Genomic DNA, 19,772 nt, shown 5'->3' with positions numbered 1-19,772 from the left:
CCCGATGCTAGGCGACGCGACGGAATCGTTCGGTGATCAGGTTCCGCATCTCGCGCGTGCCCGGGGCGCGGTCTGCGCTACGGGTGATGATCGATTCCTGCCGGCCGAGGTTGGCCGGCTCGTGGACGGCGTAGGCCTCCAGGGCGAGCCGGGGGACCATGGCACTGGTGGGGACGAGAGCCACTCCCAGCCCGGCGGCAACGAGATCAAGGACCAGCCCGTAGCTATCGGCGCGGGCGACGATGGTGGGGGCGAATCCGAGCCGAGCAGCGGCGAGTTCGGTGATTGCTTGGAACCCCTCGCCAAGGCGGGTGCTGATCCATGGTGCATCGACGAACTCGAGCAGCGACACCGATCCGGCGGTCACGGCGAGCCGGTCCGGGACGGCGAGGATCAGGGCATCCGTACGGACGTCCACCACGTCCAGGCCCACCGTGTCTGGGGCCTGCAGACCAATGTAGCGGTGGACGAGTGCGATATCGATCGCACCGGATTGGACAGCTGGGACAGCGACTTCGGGTTCCATCTCGTCGAAGTTGACGCGCACGTGGGGGTGGAGGCGAAGGAACGCTGCGATGCTCGGCACCACGTATCGGGTTGCGCCGGTGTGGTACGACGCCACTCGGAGGCGGCCCGTCGAGAGTCCCGCAACTTCCTCCACTGCTTGCTCGGCGGCGTCGATCTGCGCGAGGATCCGCCGCGCGTGTTCGACGAGCTCTGCGCCCGCCGAGGTCAGCCGTACGCTGCGCGGGGACCGCTCCAGCAGGTCGACCCCGAGTTCTCTTTCCAGTTTCGACAGCTGCTCCGAGGCGGAAGAAGGGGTGCACTCCGCCGCAGCTGCCGCCGCCGCGATCGACCCGTGGTCCGCGACACCGACGAGGAGCGACAACCGCCGAGACTCAAGCATCGGAAAAACCGTTCATGCACATCAGTATTGGTCGTTTCGGTCGGTGTTCTCGCGCCCGGGCGAGAATCGAGGGTCGCTCACCGCCAGTTCGCGCACGCCAGCATAAGCAGACATGCTTGATTCACTCAATCAATTCTGCTTCACTGAAACTTGATTCAATCAAGTAGATGAGGAACGCGATGCACACGAGCCCAGAGAGCGCACCAGGCAGCCTGACCAGGCAGTCCGAGATGAACGCGGTCGTCCTCGACCGGTTCGGCGGAGTGGAGGAGCTCGCGCAGCGGTTGATACCGGTCCCGGAGGTGGGCGAAGACGATGTCCTCATTCGGGTGGAGGTCGCAGGGGTCGCGTCTTGGGACGCGGTCGAGCGCGAGGGGGACTACGACGGCGTCTTCGGGACCGCGTCGACCTTTCCCTACGTGCTGGGGTGGGACGCCGCAGGCACGGTGGCCGCCCTGGGCTCCAACGTCACCCGATTCGAGATCGGCGACCGTGTCTACGCTGCGACGGTGCCGGTCGTGCGCGGTGGCTTCTACGCCGAGTACGCCGTCGTCGAGGCGGAGTACGTGGCACACGTGCCCGACCGGCTGCCGACCGAACAGGCCGGTGCGATGGCATGGGATGCGCTGACCGCGCTGAGCGGTCTCGAACTCCTCGACCTGCGATCGGACGAGACGCTCATGGTGTTCGGTGCCAGCGGCGGTGTCGGGCACATGGCCGTGCAGCTGGCGAGGCACAGGGGGCAACGGGTCCTGGCCGTGGCCTCCGGTGATGACGGCGTCGCGCTTGCCAAGCGTCTGGGTGCCGATGCCGTCGTCGATGGCCGCAAGGACGACGTGCTGGTCGCGGCGTCCGAATTCGCACCGACCGGACTTGATGCGGCTCTCGTCACCGTGGGCGGCGAGACGGCGGAACGGGCGCTTCGGGCGGTCAAGCACACGGGACGGATCGCTTGGCCGAACGGCGTATACCCAGTGCCGGCAACATCCCCGGGCGCGACGGTCTCGTACTACGACGGAGACCGAAGCCGGTCTGCTGCCGAGCGCCTGAACGCGATCATCGCCACGAGCACCTTCGAGACCCACGTCGCCCGGACCTTCGCCATGGAGCAGGTCAGGGACGCACATCTGGCCCTCCGCGAACACTATGTCGGAAAGCTGACGCTCAGGATCGCGTCACACGACGGTACGCCCTGAGCCACCGAGGCCGACGCCGTCAACCTCGCACCGAACTCATCGGCGCTACCCTGCGAGATGTCGATGCCCGTGACCGGGTCGCCAGCGCGCTCGTACACGAGCTCGGTGGCACTGTGGGGCGCCGACATCCCCTGCCGGTTTCAGGATATCGCTGGGGTGGGGTCTTGCGGCAAGACCCGTCGTGTGCCGTACGCTGCTCGGCTGTGCTCATCAATGGGAGCACGAGAGGAGGGTCCTGGTGGCAGAGGTGATCGTGGTCGGAAGCGGCCCGAGCGGAATGATGCTGGCCGGTGAGTTGGCCCTGGCGGGCGTCGACGTCCAGATCATGGAGCGGCGCCCGACTCGAGAGGTGGCGGGATCCCGTGCCGGAGGGTTCCACTCCCGCACGATCGAGCTCCTGGATCAGCGCGGGATCGCTGATCGTTTCCTGGCGGAGGGGCAGACGGCGCAGACCGCGCGTTTCGGCAGGTCGCTGCTGGATATCAGCGACTTCCCGACGCGGCATCCGTATGGGCTGGGTCTGTGGCAGAACCGTATGGAACCGATCCTTGCCGGCTGGATCGAAGAGCTCGGCGTTCCGGTGCATCGCGGCCGCGAGGTGACCGGCTTCGTCCAGGACGAAAGCGGCGTCGATGTCGAGCTCGCGGATGGCGAGACGGTGCGAGCGACGTACCTCGTCGGTGCCGACGGCGGACGCAGCGTCATCAGGAAGGTCGCGGGTATCGAGTTTCCGGGCTGGGATGCGACCCGCAGCAACCTCATCGCCGAGGTCGAAGCGGCCCGGGAACCGCCTCAGGGTACGCGTTTCGACGAATCGGGCGTCCACGGCTTCACCCTGATGGCCGACGGGCGCACCTATCGAGTCATCACGACGGAGCAGCAGCTCGGTGCGGCCGTCGAACCCAGCCTGGTCGACCTGAGCGAGGCCCTCGAGGCGGTGTACGGAACCGACTTCGGGGTGCATGACCCGACCTGGATCTCGAGGTTCACCGACGCCACCCGGCAGGCCGCGACCTACCGTCGCGGGCGGGTGCTCCTTGTCGGCGATGCGGCGCACATCCACTATCCAGCCGGCGGCCAGGGCATCGGCCTGGGCCTGCAGGACGCGGTCAACCTCGGGTGGAAGCTCGCACAGGTGGTCGATGGCATCTCGCCCGAGTCCCTCCTGGACACCTACCACGCCGAGCGCCATCCAGCCGGGGCCCGCGCGCTCACGCACTCGATGGCGCAGACCGCCCTGCAGCGTCTGGACCCGCGGACCGCGGCACTCGCCGAGACCGTCGGCGAACTGATGTTGATGGATCAGCCTCGCAGCCACATCGCCGCGCTGATCCACGGCCTCGACATCGCCTACGACCTCGGGGAGGGGCATCCGCTGCTCGGGCGTCGCATGCCAGATCTCGACCTCGACACGGCAGCCGGTCCGATACGGGTGTTCACGCTCCTCCACGACGCCAAGCCAGTGCTGCTCAACCTCGCCGAGCCGACCGGCATCGACATCACCCCGTGGGCTGAGCGGGTGCAACTGGTGGACGCCCGCTTCACCGGCGCGTGGCGACTGCCGATCATCGGCGAGGTGTCGCCCCCGACGGCCGTGCTGATCCGCCCGGATGGGCATGTCGCCTGGGTGGGGCAGGGAGCCGATGAAGGGCTGACGGACGCACTCACCCGCTGGTTCGGCCCAGGGCTGCCAGCCCGATAACGAACCCGCGTTCCACGTGGGGTCGAGGGGAGTGTGCGGCCGGCGGCGCTCCTCAGAACGACTTCTCGAACTTCTTCGCCAACTGCTCGTAGCCGAGCCGCTCGTAGAACGCGTGAGCGCCGGTGCGACGAAACGCAGAGGCGACCGTGGCCCGCGCGCTCCCCGCGGCCGTGGCCCACGCTTCGAAGACGGCCACGAGCGCCCGACCCGCGCCCTCGCCCCGCCTCGACGGGTCGACGACGAGGGCCGTGAGTTCCGCCACCGGGCGGTCGAGCTCGTAGGGCCACATGAGGTGCCCCGCCGCGAACCCGATGGCCGTTCCGTCGGAGTAGGCGGAGTCGAAAGCCAGCCACGCGATGTCGTCCGAACTGAGGTCGACGCGAGCGAACCGGGCCGCGATCGCATCGGCGTTCGTGGGGTATCCGAGCTCGGAGAGCAACGGCGCGATGGCGCGGGCATCTTCCGCGCGGGCTCTGCGGATGTGCATCTCGGAATCCTACGGCGACCGGACCGCAGCAACTTCACGAACAGGCGATTCTTCTCGTGGTAGGCCTCGGTGCCACCTCGACCGGCGCGCCCAGCCACCCGTACGAGAGTGGGATCGGCAGTCTCGATAAGGTTCGCCCATGGACTCTCCGGTGGCGGTCCGCTCCGCCCGAATCGAAGACGCACCCGCCATGGCGCGGGTGCTCGTCCGCTCGTGGCAGGAGACGTATCGCGGCCTCATGCCCGACCGTGTGCTCGACGATCCGGACTTCGTCCGGCGTCGCGAGCGGTTCTGGACCGCGGCCCTCGTCGACGAGCGCTACCGCGCAAACCGCATCGCGGTGGCTGAACGCGACGGGGTGGTGATCGGGGTCGCGATGTCGGGGCCGCCGGAGAACCCCGAGCCCGGATGGAACCTCCATCTCTACGTGCTGTACGTCCTTGCGGCTCATCACGGATCCGGTGCCGGGGCGGCCCTCCTGGATGCTGTCGTCGGCCCGCACGAATCGGTGGCGCTGTGGGTCGCCGATCCCAATCCACGGGCGCAGGCGTTCTATCGGAAGCACGGGTTCGCCCCAGACGGCACCGTGCAGGTGGAGGATGGCGTGCGTGAGATCCGCATGCTGCGGATCCGCCGGGATCGCGCTGACTGATTCAGGCAACCCAAGTCCATACTCCCTGATCAACGGGACACCAGCAGAGGTCGAAGGCGCTGAGCTGTATTCAGTGTTGCTATCTACCGGTACTCATGCTTACTATGTACCGGTAGTCAGCAACACTGAATAGCCGAAGGGAGGAGCCTCATGGGCAAGCAGATGACCGAGATGCTCAAGGGCACGCTCGAAGGCATCGTCCTCGCAATCCTCGCCGTGCAGCCGGCATACGGCTACGACATCACAGCGCGGTTGCGCGAGCAGGGCTTCACCGACATCGCCGAAGGCACCATCTACGCCTTGCTGGTCCGGGTGGAGCAGCGTGGCCTCGTCGACGTCGAGAAGGTCCCGTCCGAGAAGGGGCCGCCACGCAAGGTGTACTCGCTCAACGCGCAGGGACGAAGCGAACTCGAAGAGTTCTGGAGGACGTGGAGCTTCCTCGCAGAACGTATCGAACAGCTCCACGAAGGAGAAAACTGATCATGGCCGCGAAGTGGATCGAAACCATCACGGGCTCGCTCGAGCAGAAGAAGCAGTACAAGCAGTACAAGGCCCGGGTCGAGGCGCTCCCCGAGCCGTACCGCGCCGCTGCGAAGGCATTCGACCGGTACTTCATGTACTACGGGGGCATCACCGACGGCGACACCCTGGTCAAGATGCTCGACGACTCCGCCGACCTCTGGGAGCGCGCCGCCGTCGACGGGACGCCGGTGAGCGCCATCGTCGGCGACGACCCGGTCGAGTTCGCCGAGACGTTCACGCAGGCGTACGGCGGAACGCAGTGGATCGACAAGGAACGTGCTCGCCTCACGAAGGCGATCGCGGAGGCAGAGAAGGAGCAGCGGAAGTGACCACGCAACAGACCCTCGAGCCGGCGATCCGGGTGCAGGGCATCGAGAAGTCGTTCAAGGACCTGCACGTCCTGCGGGGCGTCGACCTCGACGTGAAGGCGGGGAGCATCTTCGCACTCCTCGGCTCGAACGGCGCGGGCAAGACCACGCTCGTGCGCATCCTGTCGACGCTCCTGAAGGCCGACGCCGGCACCGCCTCGGTGCACGGCTTCGACATCGCCACGAAGCCCGGCGACGTGCGCGAGTCGATCAGCCTGACCGGCCAGTTCGCCGCGGTCGACGAGGTGCTCACCGGGCGCGAGAACCTCGTGCTCGTCGCGAGGCTCCGTCACCTGAAGGACCCGGGTGCGATCGCCGACGACCTGCTCGCCCGCTTCTCGCTCACCGACGCAGGAGATCGCAAGGCCTCGACGTACTCGGGCGGCATGCGTCGCCGGCTCGACATCGCGATGAGCCTGATCGGCAATCCACCGATCATCTTCCTCGACGAGCCCACCACCGGGCTGGATCCGCAGGCCCGAATCGAGGTCTGGGAGACGGTCAAGCAACTCGCCGAGGGCGGAACCACCGTGCTGCTCACCACCCAGTACCTCGACGAGGCCGAGCAACTCGCCGACCGGATCGCGATCCTGCACGAGGGCACGATCATCCAGAACGGAACCCTCGCCGAACTCAAGCAACTCCTCCCGCCCGCCGAGGTCGAGTACATCGAGAAGCAGCCCTCGCTCGAGGACGTCTTCCTCGCCCTCGTCGGCCGCCACGCTGGAAAGGAAGCACGATGACCACGCACGTCCTCGGCGACACGGGCATCCTCACGGGTCGCTCGTTGCGCCACATCCTTCGCAGCCCCGACACGATCATCACCACCGCGGTGACCCCGATCGCCCTGATGCTGCTGTTCGTCTACGTGCTCGGCGGTGCGATCAACACCGGATCCGGCGAGTCGTACGTCAACTACATGCTCCCGGGCATCCTCCTCATCACGATCGCCTCTGGGATCGCGTACACGGCGTACCGCTTGTTCCTCGACATGCAGGGCGGCATCTTCGACCGCTTCCAGTCCATGCCGATCGCGAGGTCGAGCGTGCTCTGGGGGCACGTGATCACCTCGTTGGTCGCGAACCTGGTGTCGGTGGCGATCGTGATCGGCGTCGCGCTGATCATGGGGTTCCGCACCGGGGCATCCGTGGGTGCTTGGCTTGCGGTCGCCGGAATCCTGGTCCTGTTCACCCTCGCACTGACCTGGCTCGCCGTGATCGCCGGGCTCTCGGCGAAGACGGTCGACGGCGCGAGCGCGTTCAGCTACCCGCTGATCTTCCTGCCGTTCATCAGCTCGGCGTTCGTGCCCACCGAGTCCATGCCCGGACCGGTCGCCTGGTTCGCCGAGAACCAGCCGGTGACCTCGATCGTGGACACCGTCCGGGCGTTGTTCGCTCAGGAGCCGGTCGGCAGTGACATCTGGATCGCGCTCGCCTGGCTCGTCGGCATCCTCGTCGTCGCCTACGGCTTCGCGATCGCCGCCTACCGGCGCAAGGTCAACTGAATCGACGGCGGTCACCGGATGTCTCGACTGCGACGGATGCCGCCTGCTTCCCTCTCTGGGAGGCGGGCGGCATCCGTCGTTCGTCGTGGTTCACTTCTTCGTCAGCCGGCGAAGTCGCCGCGGTGGTCGGCGGCCCACTCGGCGAGCGTGCGCCCGGGTCGGCCGGTGACCGGCGTGACGGGCCGGGGCCGGTCTGGCGCAGAGACCGTGTCCCTCCAGTAGTCCAACAGCATCCTCACCACGGTCTCAGGGATGAAGTCGGCCGCCTCCGCGCGGAACTCCTCCGGCGTGATCTCCACGAGGGGGATGTCGCGACCCAACGCCCTGGCGATGGTTGCGACCTGCTCGATGCGGGTGACGGCCTCCGGCCCGGTCATCGCGATCGCTGCACCGAGGTGGGCGTCGGTCAGGAGGGACTCGGCTGCGGCTTCGGCGACATCCTTCTCGTGGATCGGGGCCTGGGCGGAGGCAAGGTAGGGAGCCCGGATCGGCGCGCCGGATCGGATCGGCCAGGCCCACGACAGCAGGTTGTTGGCGAAGGTACCTGGGCGGAGGATCGTCCACTCGTCGGTGCGCTGGGTTACCGCGGTCTCGACCGCACTGTGGTGCAGCTGGCTTGCCGAGCCGCGGTCGCGCGGATGCTCCAGCGCCGCGGCCAGCGATGACAGGACGGTGAAACGGTGGATACCGGCCGCGACTGCTGCCGCGATGAATGGCTCGATGGGGCTCGCGGGGAAGACGAAGGCCCGGTCCACGCCACCGAACACGTCCCGCCCGAGCGAGCTCGGGTCGGCCAGGTCACCGCCGACGATGTCGACACCCTCGGGGAGGCCGGCGGTCTCGGGGTTCCGAGTCAGGGCGCGCACCTCGGCGCCGCGTTCGAGCAGAGCAGTGATGAGGTGCATGCCGACCGCACCAGTCGCACCTGTGACGAGGATGGCCATGTTCGTTCCTCCTTCGGTCTCAGCCGGAGTCTCCGGCAACGTGTGACTCCATGGTCGCCAGTAATCAGGACAATTCCTGTCCGGATGTGGCGCCGGGACATCCATGTATTGCCGGGACATCCATGTATTACGGTCGCCACATGAGGACTGGGGATTCGAGCACGTCAAATGACGGCACGCACGCCCGGGGTCCCATCACGCTCGGGCTGCGGCAGAATCTCGCCCAGTTCATGCTCCTGGTCGCCGTCAATGCGCTGGTCGGCGGCACCCTCGGCCAAGAACGCACGGTGCTGCCCCTGCTGGCGGTCGAGGTGTTCCATCTCGACCTCTACACGTCCGCGCTGACCTACATCCTGGCATTCGGCGTGGCCAAGGCCGGCACCAACTACTTCGCCGGCACGCTCTCAGACCGGTACGGCCGGAAGCCCGTCCTCGTCACGGGATGGCTGATCGCCCTGCCCGTGCCGCTGCTCCTGATCTTCGGCCCATCCTGGGGCTGGATCGTCGCCGCCAACGTGATCCTCGGCATCAGCCAGGGACTGACCTGGTCCACCACCGTGATCATGAAGATGGACCTCGTCGGTCCATCCCGGCGCGGCCTCGCCATGGGCCTGAATGAGTCGGCCGGCTACCTGGGGGTCGCCGCCACCGCCCTCGCGACCGGCTACATCGCCGCCGACTCCGGGCTACGGCCCGGACCCTTCCTTCTCGGGGCCGCCTACATCGCGTTGGGGCTCGGGTTGTCGGCCTTCGCGGTGAGGGAAACCCGGGGCCACGCCAGAGTGGAGGCGGCCAACCACACCACCACCCATTCCGCCGCCCACCGGGAGTTGAGCAACCGTGAGATCTTCACCCTCACCAGCTTCCGGGACAGGTCCCTCTCGTCGGTCAGCCAGGCCGGCATGGTGAACAACCTCAACGACGGGCTCGCATGGGGGTTGTTTCCGGTGCTCTTCGCCGCCGGCGGGCTCACGGTGGAACAGATCGGCATCCTCGCCGCCGTCTATCCGGCTGTCTGGGGCGCCCTGCAGCTCGTCACCGGGGCACTTTCGGACCGCTTTGGGCGGAAATCCCTGATCGCCACCGGAATGCTCACCCAAGCCGTTGGCCTGGGCATGGTCGCGTTCGGAACCGGTTTCGAGACCTGGCTGCTCGCTGCCGTCCTCCTGGGGCTGGGCACCGCCATGGTGTATCCCACGCTGCTGGCTGCGATCGGCGACGTGGCACACCCCGAATGGCGTGCGCGCTCGGTGGGCGTCTACCGGCTGTGGCGCGACGGCGGCTTCGCTGTGGGCGCTCTGCTGGCCGGCATCCTCGCCGACCTCTACGGAATCCCGGTGGCTGTCGCCGTCGTCGGCGCACTCACCGCACTGTCGGGAATCCTCGTCGCGGTGCGCATGCGCGGGCGCGACCACGTCGTGAGGGCGTAGCCCACGTCACGCGCTCGAGAAGAGCGCGACCAGCTCGGGGGCCTCCTGGTAAACGACGAATGCCCCGACCACGAGGACGAAGATGCCGAAGCCCTTGCGTAGCGCCGTCTCCGGGATCCTCCCGGCCAAGGCCGAGCCGATGAACGATCCAGCGATCGCCGTCGCGGTGAAGGCGAGCACGACCGGCCAGTCGATCTGCACACTGAGGAGGTAGCCGCTGAGGCCGGCGAACGACTTCATCGCGATGACCAGCAGCGACGAGCCGACCGCGGCCGCCATGGGGAGCCCCCCGAGGAGGTTCAGCGCCGGGACGATGAGGAATCCGCCGCCCGCACCGACGAGTCCGGTGGCGATACCCACCAAGAACCCGTCGAGGAGGATGCGAAGGATCGGCATCGTCCGTTGCGGATGCCCCGGCACGTCAGCCTTCCTGCGGCCGCGAATCATCGCGGCCGCAGTGGCGATCATCATGATGGCGAAGAGGACCATGAGGACGGGCCCGGGGATGTATCCCCCGAGGATGCCACCGAGGAACGCGCCGGCCATTCCGGCGGCGCCGAAGATCAACCCGGTCTTCCATCGCACTCGTCCGGCTCGAGCGTGCGAGAAGACGCTCACGGCGCTGGTGACCCCAACGATGAACAGGGATGCCGCGATCGCCTCCTTCGGGCCCATCCCGAGCACGTAGGTGAGGATCGGCACGGTCAGGATCGACCCGCCACCCCCCATGAGCCCCAGCGCCACACCGACGAGTACGGCCAGCAGCAGCGCGATGACGAGTCCGATTTCCATGTTCCGGCTTCCGGCTCCCGTTGCGTGATCAGCAGCGTGGCCCGCGACCAGGAGGTGCGGGCCACGCTGCTGCGAGTGGTGTCATCGGCCGGTCGGGAGTCCCGCTCGCGACCAGGCGATCATGCCGCCCTCCATGTTGTCGACGCGGAAGCCGGCGGCCTTGAGGACCTCGGTCGCCTGCCGCGATCGGTTGCCCGACCGGCAGATCGCGATGACCGGCCGCGAGCGGTCGATCTCGCCCAACCGCGACGGCAGCGTGCCGAGCGGGATGTTCCGTGCGCCCGGGACCATGCCCTCGGCGACCTCGTGGATCTCGCGCACGTCGATGAGCTGGTCGGCGCCGCCGAGGCGCTCCCGGACCTGTGCGATGGTGATGTCAGCCATGGTTGCCTCCTATGCAGCCCTCGAAACGATGACGTCTTCGGTGACCGGCACATTGCCGGGAACCCGGATCCAGCCGAGGTAGGACCCGTCGAGCTCGACGACGTCGTAACCGGCGCGGCGAAGGGCACTGGCGGCGACGCTGTTGCGCACGCCGCTCTGGCAGTAGGTGACGATGGTGCCGTGCTCGGGCAACTCGTCGGTGTGCCACATCACGCGTCCGCCACTGAGCTGGGCGGCGCCGGGCAGGTGGCCTTCCGCGTACTCGGTCTTGTTGCGCACGTCGAGCAGCAGGTCGTAGGCGAACCCGGGAAGCTCCTCGGGCTGCAGCAGCTTGGGCACGACGAGGTCGAGGCCCTCGAGTGAGGTGATGAACCCGGCGACCGAGTCGATGCCGACGCGCACCAGGTGGTCGCGCAGCTGCGTCGCCTCGTCCGCGTCGGCGGCCAGGAGCACGAGCGGGCGGTGCTCGACGTCCGGGTCGTACACCCAGGCTCCGTAGCTCGCCGCCTTCGCGATGCCGGGGATGTTCAGCGAGCGGGCCACGGTGCCCTCGTGAACGGCCGTGTTGTGCCGCGTGTCGACGAGGATGACCTCATCGGCGTCGAGCTCGGCCCGCAGTCGCTGCGGCGAGTACTCGACGAGCTCGTCGGCCTCGCCCATGACCGCCGGTCCGACCTTGTTCTGCACCTTCATCCGAGCGAAGTAGGCGTGGGCGTCGGGCTGGCCGCTGAGCAGCTCCTCGACGAACCCCTGCTCGTCGTTGTTCCGCAGGTACCCGCTCCACCACGAGAACGACCGCTCGTACCCGACCGTCGACGTGGGGATCGCGCCCAGTGCTTTGCCGCACGCGCTTCCGGAGCCGTGGGCGGGGAGCACCTGCACGTAATCGGGCAGCGTGAGGAATCGATCGCGCAGGCTCGCGAAGAGGTCGCGCGCGCCGCCGAATCGCGTGTCAATGCCGCCCGCGGCCTCGTCGAGCAGGTCGGGACGTCCGAGGTCGCCCACGAACACGAAGTCGCCGGTGAGCATGAATCCCGGCTCGTCCGCCTGTGCGCCGTCGGTCACGAGAAACGACATGTGCTCGGGTGTGTGACCGGGGGTGTGCACGGCCCGGACGGTGATGTTGCCGAGGGTGATCGCGTGTCCGTGCTTCATGCGGACGGCGTCGTCGAAGGCGGGGCCGTACGTCCAGTCGGGGCCGCCCTCGTCGGAGACGTACATCGTCGCCCCGGTCCGCGCGGCCAGCTCCCGCGTACCCGACAGGTAGTCGGCGTGGATATGGGTCTCGGTGACCCCGGTGATCGTCATCCCGTTCTTGCCAGCGATCTCGAGGTAGACGTCGAGGTCGCGACGGGGGTCGACCACGATCGCCTCGCCCTTCGCCTGGCAGCCGATGAAATAGCTGGCCTGGGCGAGGTCCTCGTCATAGATGCGTTCCAACAGCATGTCAGCTCCTTGTCTCAGATCCGGCGTCGATCGGTGATCACGAAATACCCCCGGGGTATCTTCCATAATACCCCCGGGGTATCGCGGTTTGTCAACCCGCCGTCGTTTGACAGGGTCTTGTGGGCGCTCGAACGGCCGCATAGCCGCAAGGTCCGACTGAAGAGAGGGGCCAGGCGCCCCGGATGTCGCGAACACGACGAATGCCGCCAGCCTGGACAAGGGAGGCGGGCGGCATCCTTCGTTTGCCGCGTCCGACTGGGCTACAGGTCGCGCTCGTACGCGATCATGGTCGGCCCGCCCTCCCCCTCGGTTCGGCGGAAGCCGGCCGCATCGTAGAGGCGCTGGGCGAGCCGATCCTCTTCGCTCGTGATGAGAAAGGCGTAATCGGCGCCCTGCTCGCGTGCCACCCGCATGGCTTCGGTGATCAACTCCCGGCCGAACCCCTTGCCGCGCCAGTTCGGCGCGACATACAACTCGGCCAAGTACGCCTCCTGCGCCGGGCTCCACACCGACGGCTGGACGCGCATCACCGCCACGCCGACCGCCGTGCCCGTCTCAGGCACGCGCGCAACCAGGACCGTGAAGTGGCCGCCCTCGATCAGTTCGCCCAGCCGGATCGCCAGCTCATCGGGAGGAGGCGTGGGCTCGCCATACTCCGTGTTGAAGTCGTGCAGCAACTGCGCGGCGGCGGCCAGGCCGTCGCCACCTGAGCTCCGGGTCACGGTCTCGACCATGCCTGCAATTCTGCCGCAGCTCAGCGGCGCGTCGTAAGGTGCACGTGTACCGCGTCGCCTGACTCCTTGCCGATCACGCTTCGCACTTCGGCGGTGACCGCGACCTCGCAGAGCCGCACGCGACTCGATCGTCCTCGCTGGTGACGATCATCCGATCGGTGGATCTCCCGGCGGCCCGTACGCCCGATCCGGTGCCTACCATCGCCCCATGACGTCGTCCGAGTCGGAACTGGTCGTCCGTCCCGCATGGGACGCCGACCGCACCGAGCGCATCCGCGAGACCGTCTGCTCGCGGCATCCGTCGTCGCCGTCTACGTGTTCATGAGTTACGGAAGGACATTCCGATGGGAACCATCACAGCCAACGTGATGATGACGCTCAACGGCGTCGCCGGCCAGCCTGAGCGCTGGCAGTTCGAGTACAGCAGCCCCGAGATGCACGGGCTGATGGGGAGGCAACTGGCCTCCTCGACCGCCCTGCTCCTGGGTCGCAGGACGTACGAGGACTTCGTTCGTTACTGGCCCACTCCGGGCGCGGCCGGCAACCCGATGAGTCCGGTGATGAACGGGCTCAGGAAGTACGTCGTCTCCACGACGTTGAGAAGCGCGCAGTGGAACAATGCCGAGGTCGTTGCAGGGAACGTCGCCGACCGCCTTCGCCCGCTGCGCGCAGAACCGGCGGGTGCACTGAATATCATCGGCAGCCCCACCCTGGTTCGCTCGTTGCTGGCGGCCGGACTGATCGATCGGGTGTCGCTGATGGTCTTCCCCGTCGTGGCGACCGGACAACCCCTATTCGAGGGACCGGCGTCGGAGACCGGACTGGAATTGACCCATTGTCAGGAGCTGCCGCACGGGGTCCTGCATCTCGACTACTGCCCGGTACGCATCGATAGAGAGGGCTCATCATGAGTTCCTCGGCCGTGCGCGTCGCCGACGCCTCGACCCTCAACAGGCTGGCGGCCTTGGCCGGGATCGCGGCGGGCCCACTGTTCCTGGTGGTAACCCTGCTGCAGTTGCCGTTCAACGAGGGCATCGACCTGACCAGGCACGCGTTCAGCTTCCTGACCCTGGGGCCGATCGGATGGCTGCAGCAGGCCAACTTCGTCGTGGTCGGATGCCTGTACGCATGTTCATCGGTCGCGGTCGGAAACGCGGTCGGCGGGCGCTTGGGTGGATTCACCGCGGTGCTGATGGCGGTGATCGGCGGCGGGATGGTGCTCTCGGGGCTGTTCGTCCCCGATCCGTCGTACGGGTACCCGCCAGGAGCCCCTCACGGCGCACCGGCGGAACTCAGCACGAGTTCGATGGTCCACGGCGTCGCCTTCATGGCATCCGTGCTGGCCTGGCTCTCCCTGCTCGTCACGCTGACCGGGTGGTATCGGCGACGCGGCCGCAGGGGGTGGGCATGGGCGACGACGGCGTTCGGTGTCGCGCTTCTCCTGGTGCCCCCGCTGTCGGCCACGTCCTTCGGGGGGCTCGTGATCTACGCGGTCGTCGGACCCGGGTACGTGTTCATGAGCGTCCTGATCCACAACCTCACGGCATCTCAGAGCAGCCGGTGGCGGTAGCCGGCAGCGACGGCGGCGGCCCGGTCCGCGGCGTCGAGCTTGGTGAGGATGTGGTGGAGGTGCGTCTTGACGGTGGCCTCGCCGATGAACAGGGCGGCCCCGATCTGTCGGTTGGTCCTGCCGGCCGCGACGAGGCGGAGCACTTCGATCTCACGGTCGCTGAGCAGCGGCGCCGGCGGGTCCGCGGTCAGTCGCTGCTGGACGGAGGGTGAGAAGGTGGCAGCGCCGCGGTGGGCGGCGCGCACGGCGGCGAAGAGGGTGTGGCGGCCGGCGTCCTTGAGGAGGTACCCGCGGGCTCCGGCGGCCAGGGCGGGACGGAGGTCGTCGTCGGAGTCGTACGTGGTGAGAACGAGGATCTCGGTGTCGGGGTGCAGGTCGCGGACGGCACGGATGAGCTCGATCCCACCGAGACCGGGCATGCGCAGGTCCGTCAGGACGACGTCGACCGCACGAGTTCTCAGCGCAGCGATGGCCTCTTCGGCGCTCGCGGCCTCGCCGACGACGAGAAGATCATCCTGTGTGGAGAGTTGCCCGCGCAGTCCGTCACGGACGACCGGGTGGTCGTCGACCACGAGGATCCGGATGGGGTCAGCGTTGGACACCGTCGAACCCGGGTGTGAGCGGAACGGTGACGGTCACGGTGGTGCCGCCGGCTGGAGGTGATTCGACGTCGACGTGCCCGCCGAACGCGGCAAGCCGTTCGCGCATGATCGTCAGGCCATGCCCACCATCGGTGTCGCCCGGCCGGAACCCGACGCCGTCGTCGGAGATGTCGAGTGCGACGTCCTCCCCGAGATAGGACAGCGTGACGTGCGCGACGGTGGCCTCTGCATGGCGGGTCACGTTGGTCAGCGCCTCATGAGCCGCTCGCAACAGGGCGTCTTCGAGCGGCGCGGGGACCGCGTCGTGCTCCCCGGTGACGCGGAAATGGACGGGGATCTGGTGGGTGCGTTCGAACCTCGCGACCACCGCGCTCAGCGCGCTGGGCAGCGTCGCGTCGGTCATCGGGCCGGGACGCAGGGCCCGGACGGAGCGCCTGGCCTCTTGCAGGCTCTCCCGGGCCAGCTCGGTGCTCGCGCTGATCCGCGCCCGGAGCGGATGGTGGGGTTCGAGCTGGGCGTCGAGGGCCTCGAGCTGACTGATGATTCCGGCGAGACCGGCAGCCAGGGTGTCGTGTATCTCCCCGGCCAAGCGGGTGCGTTCGGCGACCACACCGGCGTCGCGCGCCTCGGCGACGAGTCGGTCCTGGAGGGCGAGGTTCTCCGCCAGCGCCCGTTCCAGGTCGGCATGGGTGCGCGCCAACTCGGCCATGGCCGAACGCCGGCGGGTGGTCTCCGCCTCGAGTGCCCGGATCGACCCTCCGGCGACGGAGACGAGCACTGCGGCGCCGAGTCCGATCACGATGTCCTCCACCGTCCAATCCTCCAGCGGAGGGCCGAGCAGCGCGACGGTCGCGGTCAGGCCGACGCCGACGTAAGCCCATCTGCCAGGCAGCGCGACGAAAGCCATGGGATAGCAGACCAGGTAGAGGGGGAAGAAGGTGAAGCTCAGGGCGGTCAGGTAGTCAGTGAGCACGACGAGGCCGACGAAGTACACCGACATCGGGATGAGCCTGGTCTCCAGCCACTGCGGATGGGCGACAACCCACCAGCCGTGCCACGCCACCACGGCCACGCCGGCCAGGACCAGTTGCGGCAGCACTCCGGCCGGGAGGTCGCCCGACGCCCAGGTCAGGACGGCGCAGAGTGCGAGCAGGGCGTAGGGCAGCGCGACCCACATCCGGTCGTACCGGCTGGAGGCTGCTCTCACGCCACCGTCCGCTGCCACTACCCGATGGTCCCACGTACCGTTGCGCCACGGGAGCGGTGGTACGCCAAGCGGCGCAGCAACGCTTCTGCGGGACCACGGCGGCCTGCGCGCGCCAAGAGGTCAGCCCCCGCGACCGTGACCACCCAGGTGGCCAGCGCCAGCACGGCGGCGCCCGCCGTGCCCAGCGTGGCACCCCACCCGAGCGCCCAGGCCGGCAGCAGCGTGGCGAAGACCACCGTCTGGGCGAGGTAGCAGGTCAGCGATCGTTCGCCGGCAGCGCGCAACGCGTCGACGGCCGGCGGGAGCGCCGCGCCGTGGCGGCGGCGCAACCTGGCCGCCCAGAGCGCGATCACTGCCGCGTAACCGAGCCCGCAGAGCACGCCGGTGGCGATGTGGGCCCACGAGAGAGCCAGGATCACGGGGTACGGCGCGGTCCAGGCCCCGATCGTGACCAAGGCCATGCCGATGCCGCCGATGACACCTGCTGCGATGCCGATCGCCGCGGTCCATCGAAGCAGCGGCCGATGACGATCCGGGTGCTCGAGGATGCCTCGTCGTGCAGCCCACACACCGACGAGCAGCGGGCTCACGACCGCCAGCAGGCCGAACGGGGTCATCGCCCACTCGAGCAACCGCCATGCGGCCGCCTCCGCCGCGCCGTCGATCGCGAACGACCAGAGGAAGCTGCGCTGCTCGGACACATTCGGGTCGGAGTACACCAGACCCTGCACCGCGGAGGCGAAGACGAGCCAGACGACCGCCGCACGGAGCAGTATTCGGTCGTCGGCGTGCAGGCGCGCAGCGAGCACTGCGCCGAGCAGCCCGTACCAACCGAGGATGTCTCCCGAGAACGCCAGGACGGCATGGGCGAGGCCGAACCCCACGAGCACCAGGGCCCGCCGGCGCACGACCGCCCGGGCCTGTACAGCGTCGAGCCCTCTGGAGCGCTGATTCGCCATGATCCTCGCCAGCCCGTAGCCGAACAGGGCCGCGAACAGCGGGTAGGCCCGAGCGTCGACGAGTACCACCAGCACTGCCGTGACCGCCTGGTCCAGCGCACCGTCCTCCACGATGTGCTGGCGCAGCCCGTAGGGCCGGGCGTGGAGATAGATCATCACGTTCGCCACCGCGATCAGCGACAGCATCAGACCACGGGCGAGGTCGGGCGCCAAGGATCGCTCTACCACTGCCACCGAGCCGGTCTCCTGCCCCTGTCCCGTCGCATGCATACCTCTCACGTTAGAAACGACGCGAGGGCGGAGAATCCGCCGATCGATGGATCGGACGGACGGAGTACGGCGATGGCTCCGTTTCCGTTCAATTGAAACCGGGAAGCCGTCACCGCAGGCACGCTCGTAGACTCCGAGCGTGCGGCGCCATCGACGGCGCCGGCCCAGCTACCACAGAAGAGGACGATGATGACTTCGGAAAGCCTCGCGCAGGCCATCGAGCGGGTCGGCAACCCCGTCGAACTGCTGCGCAACCAGAATTGGCCGGCCTTCACCTTCCCCGTCGCACCGGAGTTCACGAACTGGCGCGACGAGCAGCGCGCGTGGTCGACATCCGTCGCGCTCATGGACCAGTCGCACCACATGACGCAACTCTTCCTCGGCGGCTCGGACCTCATCGAACTGCTCTCGTCGATCTCGCCGAACACGTTCGCGACGTTCCGCGCCGGTGTCGCGAAGCAGCTCATCGCGGTGAACAAGGACGGCTACCTGATCGGCGACGGGATCCTGTTCTACAACTCCGACGAGCGTGAGGGGCGGGTGCTCGTCGGTCACCACCTGCTCATCGACTGGGTGCGCTTCAACGTCGAGAAGGCCGAGGCCGCGGGCAAGGACGTGCACCACCGCCTCGAGGCGAACTCGCACATGCGCGGCGGCGTCGACCCGACCTTCTACCGCTATGAGTTGCAGGGGCCCGAGGCGAACAAGGTGATGGAGAAGCTCTTCGACGGCCCGGTGCCCGAGGTGAAGTTCTTCCACATCGCCGACTTCACGATCGCCGGAAAGCCGGTGAAGGCGCTGCGGCACGGCATGGCAGGCCAGCCGGGCTTCGAGTTCTACGGTCCGTGGGCCGACAACCAGGTCGTGCTCGACGCGATCATGGAGGCGGGCGAGGAATTCGGCATCCGACGCGTCGGCGCGAAGGCGTACTCGTCGACCCCGCTGGAATCGGGCTGGGTGCCGACGCCGTTCCCCGCGATCTTCGACGAGGACTTCGCCGAGTACCGCGAGTGGCTGCCCGCGGCCCGCGCCGGATCGATCGGCGGATCGCTGACGTCCGACGACATCCACGACTACTACATGACGCCCTTCGACCTCGGTCTCGGTCGTTCGGTGAAGTTCGACCATGATTTCCATGGCCGCGAAGCGCTCGAGAAGATCGCCGCGGACCCGAAACGTCGCAAGGTGACCCTGCTCTGGAACGCCGAGGACGTCGCCGACGTGGTCAGGTCGCAGCTCGAACCCGGAACCCCGGCGAAGTACCTCGACTTCCCGAAGGCCCGCTACGGGCTCTTCCAGATGGACGAGGTGCTGCAGGACGGCAAGCAGGTCGGCATCTCGACGGATGCCGGCTACGTCGCCTACGACCAGCTGTACATGTCACTCGCGACCATCGACGATGACGTCGCCGAGGGTGCGGTCGTCGAGGTCGTGTGGGGCGAGAACCCGATCACCCGCAAGGACTCGGTCGATCAGGATCACCGCCAGGTGCGGATCCGCGCGACCGTCGCTCCGGCGCCGTACCACGACTACGCGCGCTCGAAGTACCGCGGGCTCGCCTGAGGGTCGGTCGACCAGAGATACTTGCGGGCCGCCGACTCGCGCTTCGCCTCACTCTTCCGCGACGAGGCGTTCGAGCATGCGCCGCAGCTCGGCGTGCGCCCGGGTGCCGATGCGCTCGTCGATCTCGGACTCGAGGCCGCGGATGGTCTGCTCGCCGGCCGCGACGCACCTCCGGCCGAGCGCCGTGAGCGTGACGAGTTTGGCCCGGCGGTCGGTCGGATCCGAGCGCCGCTCGACGTAGCCGAGCTCCTCGAGCTCGTCGACGATCTCGCCCATCGACTGCGGCGTCATGTTCGCCCTTCGCGCGAGGTCGGTGATTCGCGACCCCTCGGGGCTGATCTGCGCGAAGACCGCCGAGTGCCGGGGCTTCTGCGGGAATCCGGAGCCGATCACCCCGTCGACGATCTGGAATCCGAGCCTGCTGTAGGCGCGGCCCAGCAGGGCGACCGTGTTGATCCGTTCCGAATCGGGCTGTTGTGCGGCATCCATAGCAGTACTAAGGTTAGCCTGAATAACAGGCGAGCCTGTTCAAC

The 19,772-nt window shown here is 68.0% G+C and carries 22 protein-coding genes; 11 read left to right on the top strand and 11 right to left on the bottom strand.

Annotated features, from left to right (window positions below):
- Positions 1–7: 7 nt before the first annotated feature.
- Complete coding sequence (locus AB0K73_RS03365) at positions 8–889, bottom strand: LysR family transcriptional regulator (protein WP_360510603.1); 882 nt, start codon at positions 887–889, stop codon at positions 8–10.
- A 248-nt stretch (positions 890–1,137) separates the two neighbouring features.
- Here AB0K73_RS03365 and AB0K73_RS03360 point away from each other — a divergent pair, with 248 nt between their 5' ends.
- Positions 1,138–2,103: an NADP-dependent oxidoreductase gene (locus AB0K73_RS03360; RefSeq protein ID WP_364774827.1), complete on the top strand. Its 966-nt coding sequence runs from the start codon at positions 1,138–1,140 to the stop codon at positions 2,101–2,103.
- A gap of 238 nt (positions 2,104–2,341) precedes the next feature.
- Positions 2,342–3,805 (top strand): FAD-dependent monooxygenase, encoded by a 1,464-nt coding sequence (locus tag AB0K73_RS03355; RefSeq protein ID WP_360510605.1) that lies wholly within the window; start codon positions 2,342–2,344, stop codon positions 3,803–3,805.
- A gap of 52 nt (positions 3,806–3,857) precedes the next feature.
- Here the strand turns inward: AB0K73_RS03355 and AB0K73_RS03350 are convergent, their stop codons facing one another.
- Positions 3,858–4,292 (bottom strand): GNAT family N-acetyltransferase, encoded by a 435-nt coding sequence (locus tag AB0K73_RS03350; protein WP_360510606.1) that lies wholly within the window; start codon positions 4,290–4,292, stop codon positions 3,858–3,860.
- A 139-nt stretch (positions 4,293–4,431) separates the two neighbouring features.
- On the opposite strand from AB0K73_RS03350, the gene AB0K73_RS03345 reads away from it, so the two are divergent.
- The 5 genes from AB0K73_RS03345 (at position 4,432) to AB0K73_RS03325 (ending at position 7,338) form a co-directional block, all read left to right on the top strand.
- On the top strand, positions 4,432–4,944 hold the full coding sequence (locus tag AB0K73_RS03345; protein ID WP_360510607.1) for a GNAT family N-acetyltransferase: 513 nt from the start codon (positions 4,432–4,434) through the stop codon (positions 4,942–4,944).
- Between the two features lie 150 nt (positions 4,945–5,094).
- The gene (locus AB0K73_RS03340) at positions 5,095–5,424 is read left to right on the top strand and encodes a PadR family transcriptional regulator (RefSeq protein ID WP_360510608.1); all 330 of its coding nucleotides are present in this window, start codon (positions 5,095–5,097) and stop codon (positions 5,422–5,424) included.
- A 2-nt stretch (positions 5,425–5,426) separates the two neighbouring features.
- Entirely contained in the window at positions 5,427–5,795 is a 369-nt protein-coding gene (locus AB0K73_RS03335) for a DUF1048 domain-containing protein (protein WP_360510609.1), read from the top strand.
- Positions 5,792–6,577, top strand: a complete 786-nt coding sequence (locus AB0K73_RS03330; RefSeq protein ID WP_360510610.1) for an ATP-binding cassette domain-containing protein — start codon at positions 5,792–5,794, stop codon at positions 6,575–6,577. The genes AB0K73_RS03335 and AB0K73_RS03330 overlap by 4 nt, the downstream gene beginning before the upstream one ends.
- On the top strand, positions 6,574–7,338 hold the full coding sequence (locus tag AB0K73_RS03325) for an ABC transporter permease (RefSeq protein WP_360510611.1): 765 nt from the start codon (positions 6,574–6,576) through the stop codon (positions 7,336–7,338). Before AB0K73_RS03330 ends, AB0K73_RS03325 begins: the two co-directional genes overlap by 4 nt.
- A 101-nt stretch (positions 7,339–7,439) precedes the next feature.
- Here the strand turns inward: AB0K73_RS03325 and AB0K73_RS03320 are convergent, their stop codons facing one another.
- A complete protein-coding gene (locus AB0K73_RS03320) occupies positions 7,440–8,282 on the bottom strand; it encodes an NAD(P)H-binding protein (RefSeq protein WP_360510612.1) in 843 nt (280 codons plus the stop codon).
- Between the two features lie 140 nt (positions 8,283–8,422).
- Between AB0K73_RS03320 and AB0K73_RS03315 the strand changes: the two genes are divergently transcribed.
- On the top strand, positions 8,423–9,712 hold the full coding sequence (locus tag AB0K73_RS03315) for an MFS transporter (protein WP_360510613.1): 1,290 nt from the start codon (positions 8,423–8,425) through the stop codon (positions 9,710–9,712).
- A 6-nt stretch (positions 9,713–9,718) separates the two neighbouring features.
- Here the strand turns inward: AB0K73_RS03315 and AB0K73_RS03310 are convergent, their stop codons facing one another.
- The 4 genes from AB0K73_RS03310 to AB0K73_RS03295 all read right to left on the bottom strand — a co-directional run bounded on the left by AB0K73_RS03310 (position 9,719) and on the right by AB0K73_RS03295 (position 13,068).
- Positions 9,719–10,504 carry a sulfite exporter TauE/SafE family protein gene (locus tag AB0K73_RS03310; RefSeq protein WP_360510614.1) on the bottom strand — a complete coding sequence of 262 codons (786 nt, stop codon included), beginning with the start codon at positions 10,502–10,504 and terminating at the stop codon, positions 9,719–9,721.
- A gap of 81 nt (positions 10,505–10,585) precedes the next feature.
- The gene (locus tag AB0K73_RS03305) at positions 10,586–10,888 is read right to left on the bottom strand and encodes a rhodanese-like domain-containing protein (protein ID WP_360510615.1); all 303 of its coding nucleotides are present in this window, start codon (positions 10,886–10,888) and stop codon (positions 10,586–10,588) included.
- A 9-nt stretch (positions 10,889–10,897) separates the two neighbouring features.
- The gene (locus AB0K73_RS03300; protein ID WP_360510616.1) at positions 10,898–12,334 is read right to left on the bottom strand and encodes an MBL fold metallo-hydrolase; all 1,437 of its coding nucleotides are present in this window, start codon (positions 12,332–12,334) and stop codon (positions 10,898–10,900) included.
- A 260-nt stretch (positions 12,335–12,594) separates the two neighbouring features.
- Positions 12,595–13,068: a GNAT family N-acetyltransferase gene (locus tag AB0K73_RS03295; RefSeq protein ID WP_360510617.1), complete on the bottom strand. Its 474-nt coding sequence runs from the start codon at positions 13,066–13,068 to the stop codon at positions 12,595–12,597.
- 344 nt (positions 13,069–13,412) lie between these two features.
- Between AB0K73_RS03295 and AB0K73_RS03290 the strand changes: the two genes are divergently transcribed.
- A complete protein-coding gene (locus AB0K73_RS03290) occupies positions 13,413–13,979 on the top strand; it encodes a dihydrofolate reductase family protein (protein ID WP_360510618.1) in 567 nt (188 codons plus the stop codon).
- Positions 13,976–14,638 (top strand): DUF998 domain-containing protein, encoded by a 663-nt coding sequence (locus AB0K73_RS03285; protein ID WP_360510619.1) that lies wholly within the window; start codon positions 13,976–13,978, stop codon positions 14,636–14,638. Before AB0K73_RS03290 ends, AB0K73_RS03285 begins: the two co-directional genes overlap by 4 nt.
- Here AB0K73_RS03285 and AB0K73_RS03280 read toward each other — a convergent pair.
- From AB0K73_RS03280 to AB0K73_RS03270, 3 genes are read right to left on the bottom strand one after another with little or no spacing between them, the layout of a single operon-like run.
- Positions 14,617–15,240 (bottom strand): response regulator transcription factor, encoded by a 624-nt coding sequence (locus AB0K73_RS03280; RefSeq protein ID WP_360510620.1) that lies wholly within the window; start codon positions 15,238–15,240, stop codon positions 14,617–14,619. The two genes, AB0K73_RS03285 and AB0K73_RS03280, sit on opposite strands and share 22 nt — an antisense overlap.
- The gene (locus AB0K73_RS03275) at positions 15,227–16,447 is read right to left on the bottom strand and encodes a sensor histidine kinase (protein ID WP_360510621.1); all 1,221 of its coding nucleotides are present in this window, start codon (positions 16,445–16,447) and stop codon (positions 15,227–15,229) included. Before AB0K73_RS03275 ends, AB0K73_RS03280 begins: the two co-directional genes overlap by 14 nt.
- A gap of 17 nt (positions 16,448–16,464) precedes the next feature.
- Positions 16,465–17,640 (bottom strand): DUF418 domain-containing protein, encoded by a 1,176-nt coding sequence (locus tag AB0K73_RS03270; protein ID WP_360510622.1) that lies wholly within the window; start codon positions 17,638–17,640, stop codon positions 16,465–16,467.
- Positions 17,641–17,862: 222 nt separating this feature from the next.
- On the opposite strand from AB0K73_RS03270, the gene AB0K73_RS03265 reads away from it, so the two are divergent.
- The gene (locus AB0K73_RS03265) at positions 17,863–19,239 is read left to right on the top strand and encodes an aminomethyl transferase family protein (protein ID WP_360510623.1); all 1,377 of its coding nucleotides are present in this window, start codon (positions 17,863–17,865) and stop codon (positions 19,237–19,239) included.
- Positions 19,240–19,287: 48 nt separating this feature from the next.
- Here AB0K73_RS03265 and AB0K73_RS03260 read toward each other — a convergent pair whose 3' ends face one another.
- Positions 19,288–19,728: a MarR family winged helix-turn-helix transcriptional regulator gene (locus AB0K73_RS03260; protein ID WP_360510624.1), complete on the bottom strand. Its 441-nt coding sequence runs from the start codon at positions 19,726–19,728 to the stop codon at positions 19,288–19,290.
- Positions 19,729–19,772: the final 44 nt, after the last annotated feature.

This window comes from Agromyces sp. NPDC052230 (assembly GCF_040679595.1).
Classification (GTDB): Bacteria; Actinomycetota; Actinomycetes; order Actinomycetales; family Microbacteriaceae; genus Agromyces.
This window is presented reverse-complemented; position numbering and strand designations above follow the sequence as displayed.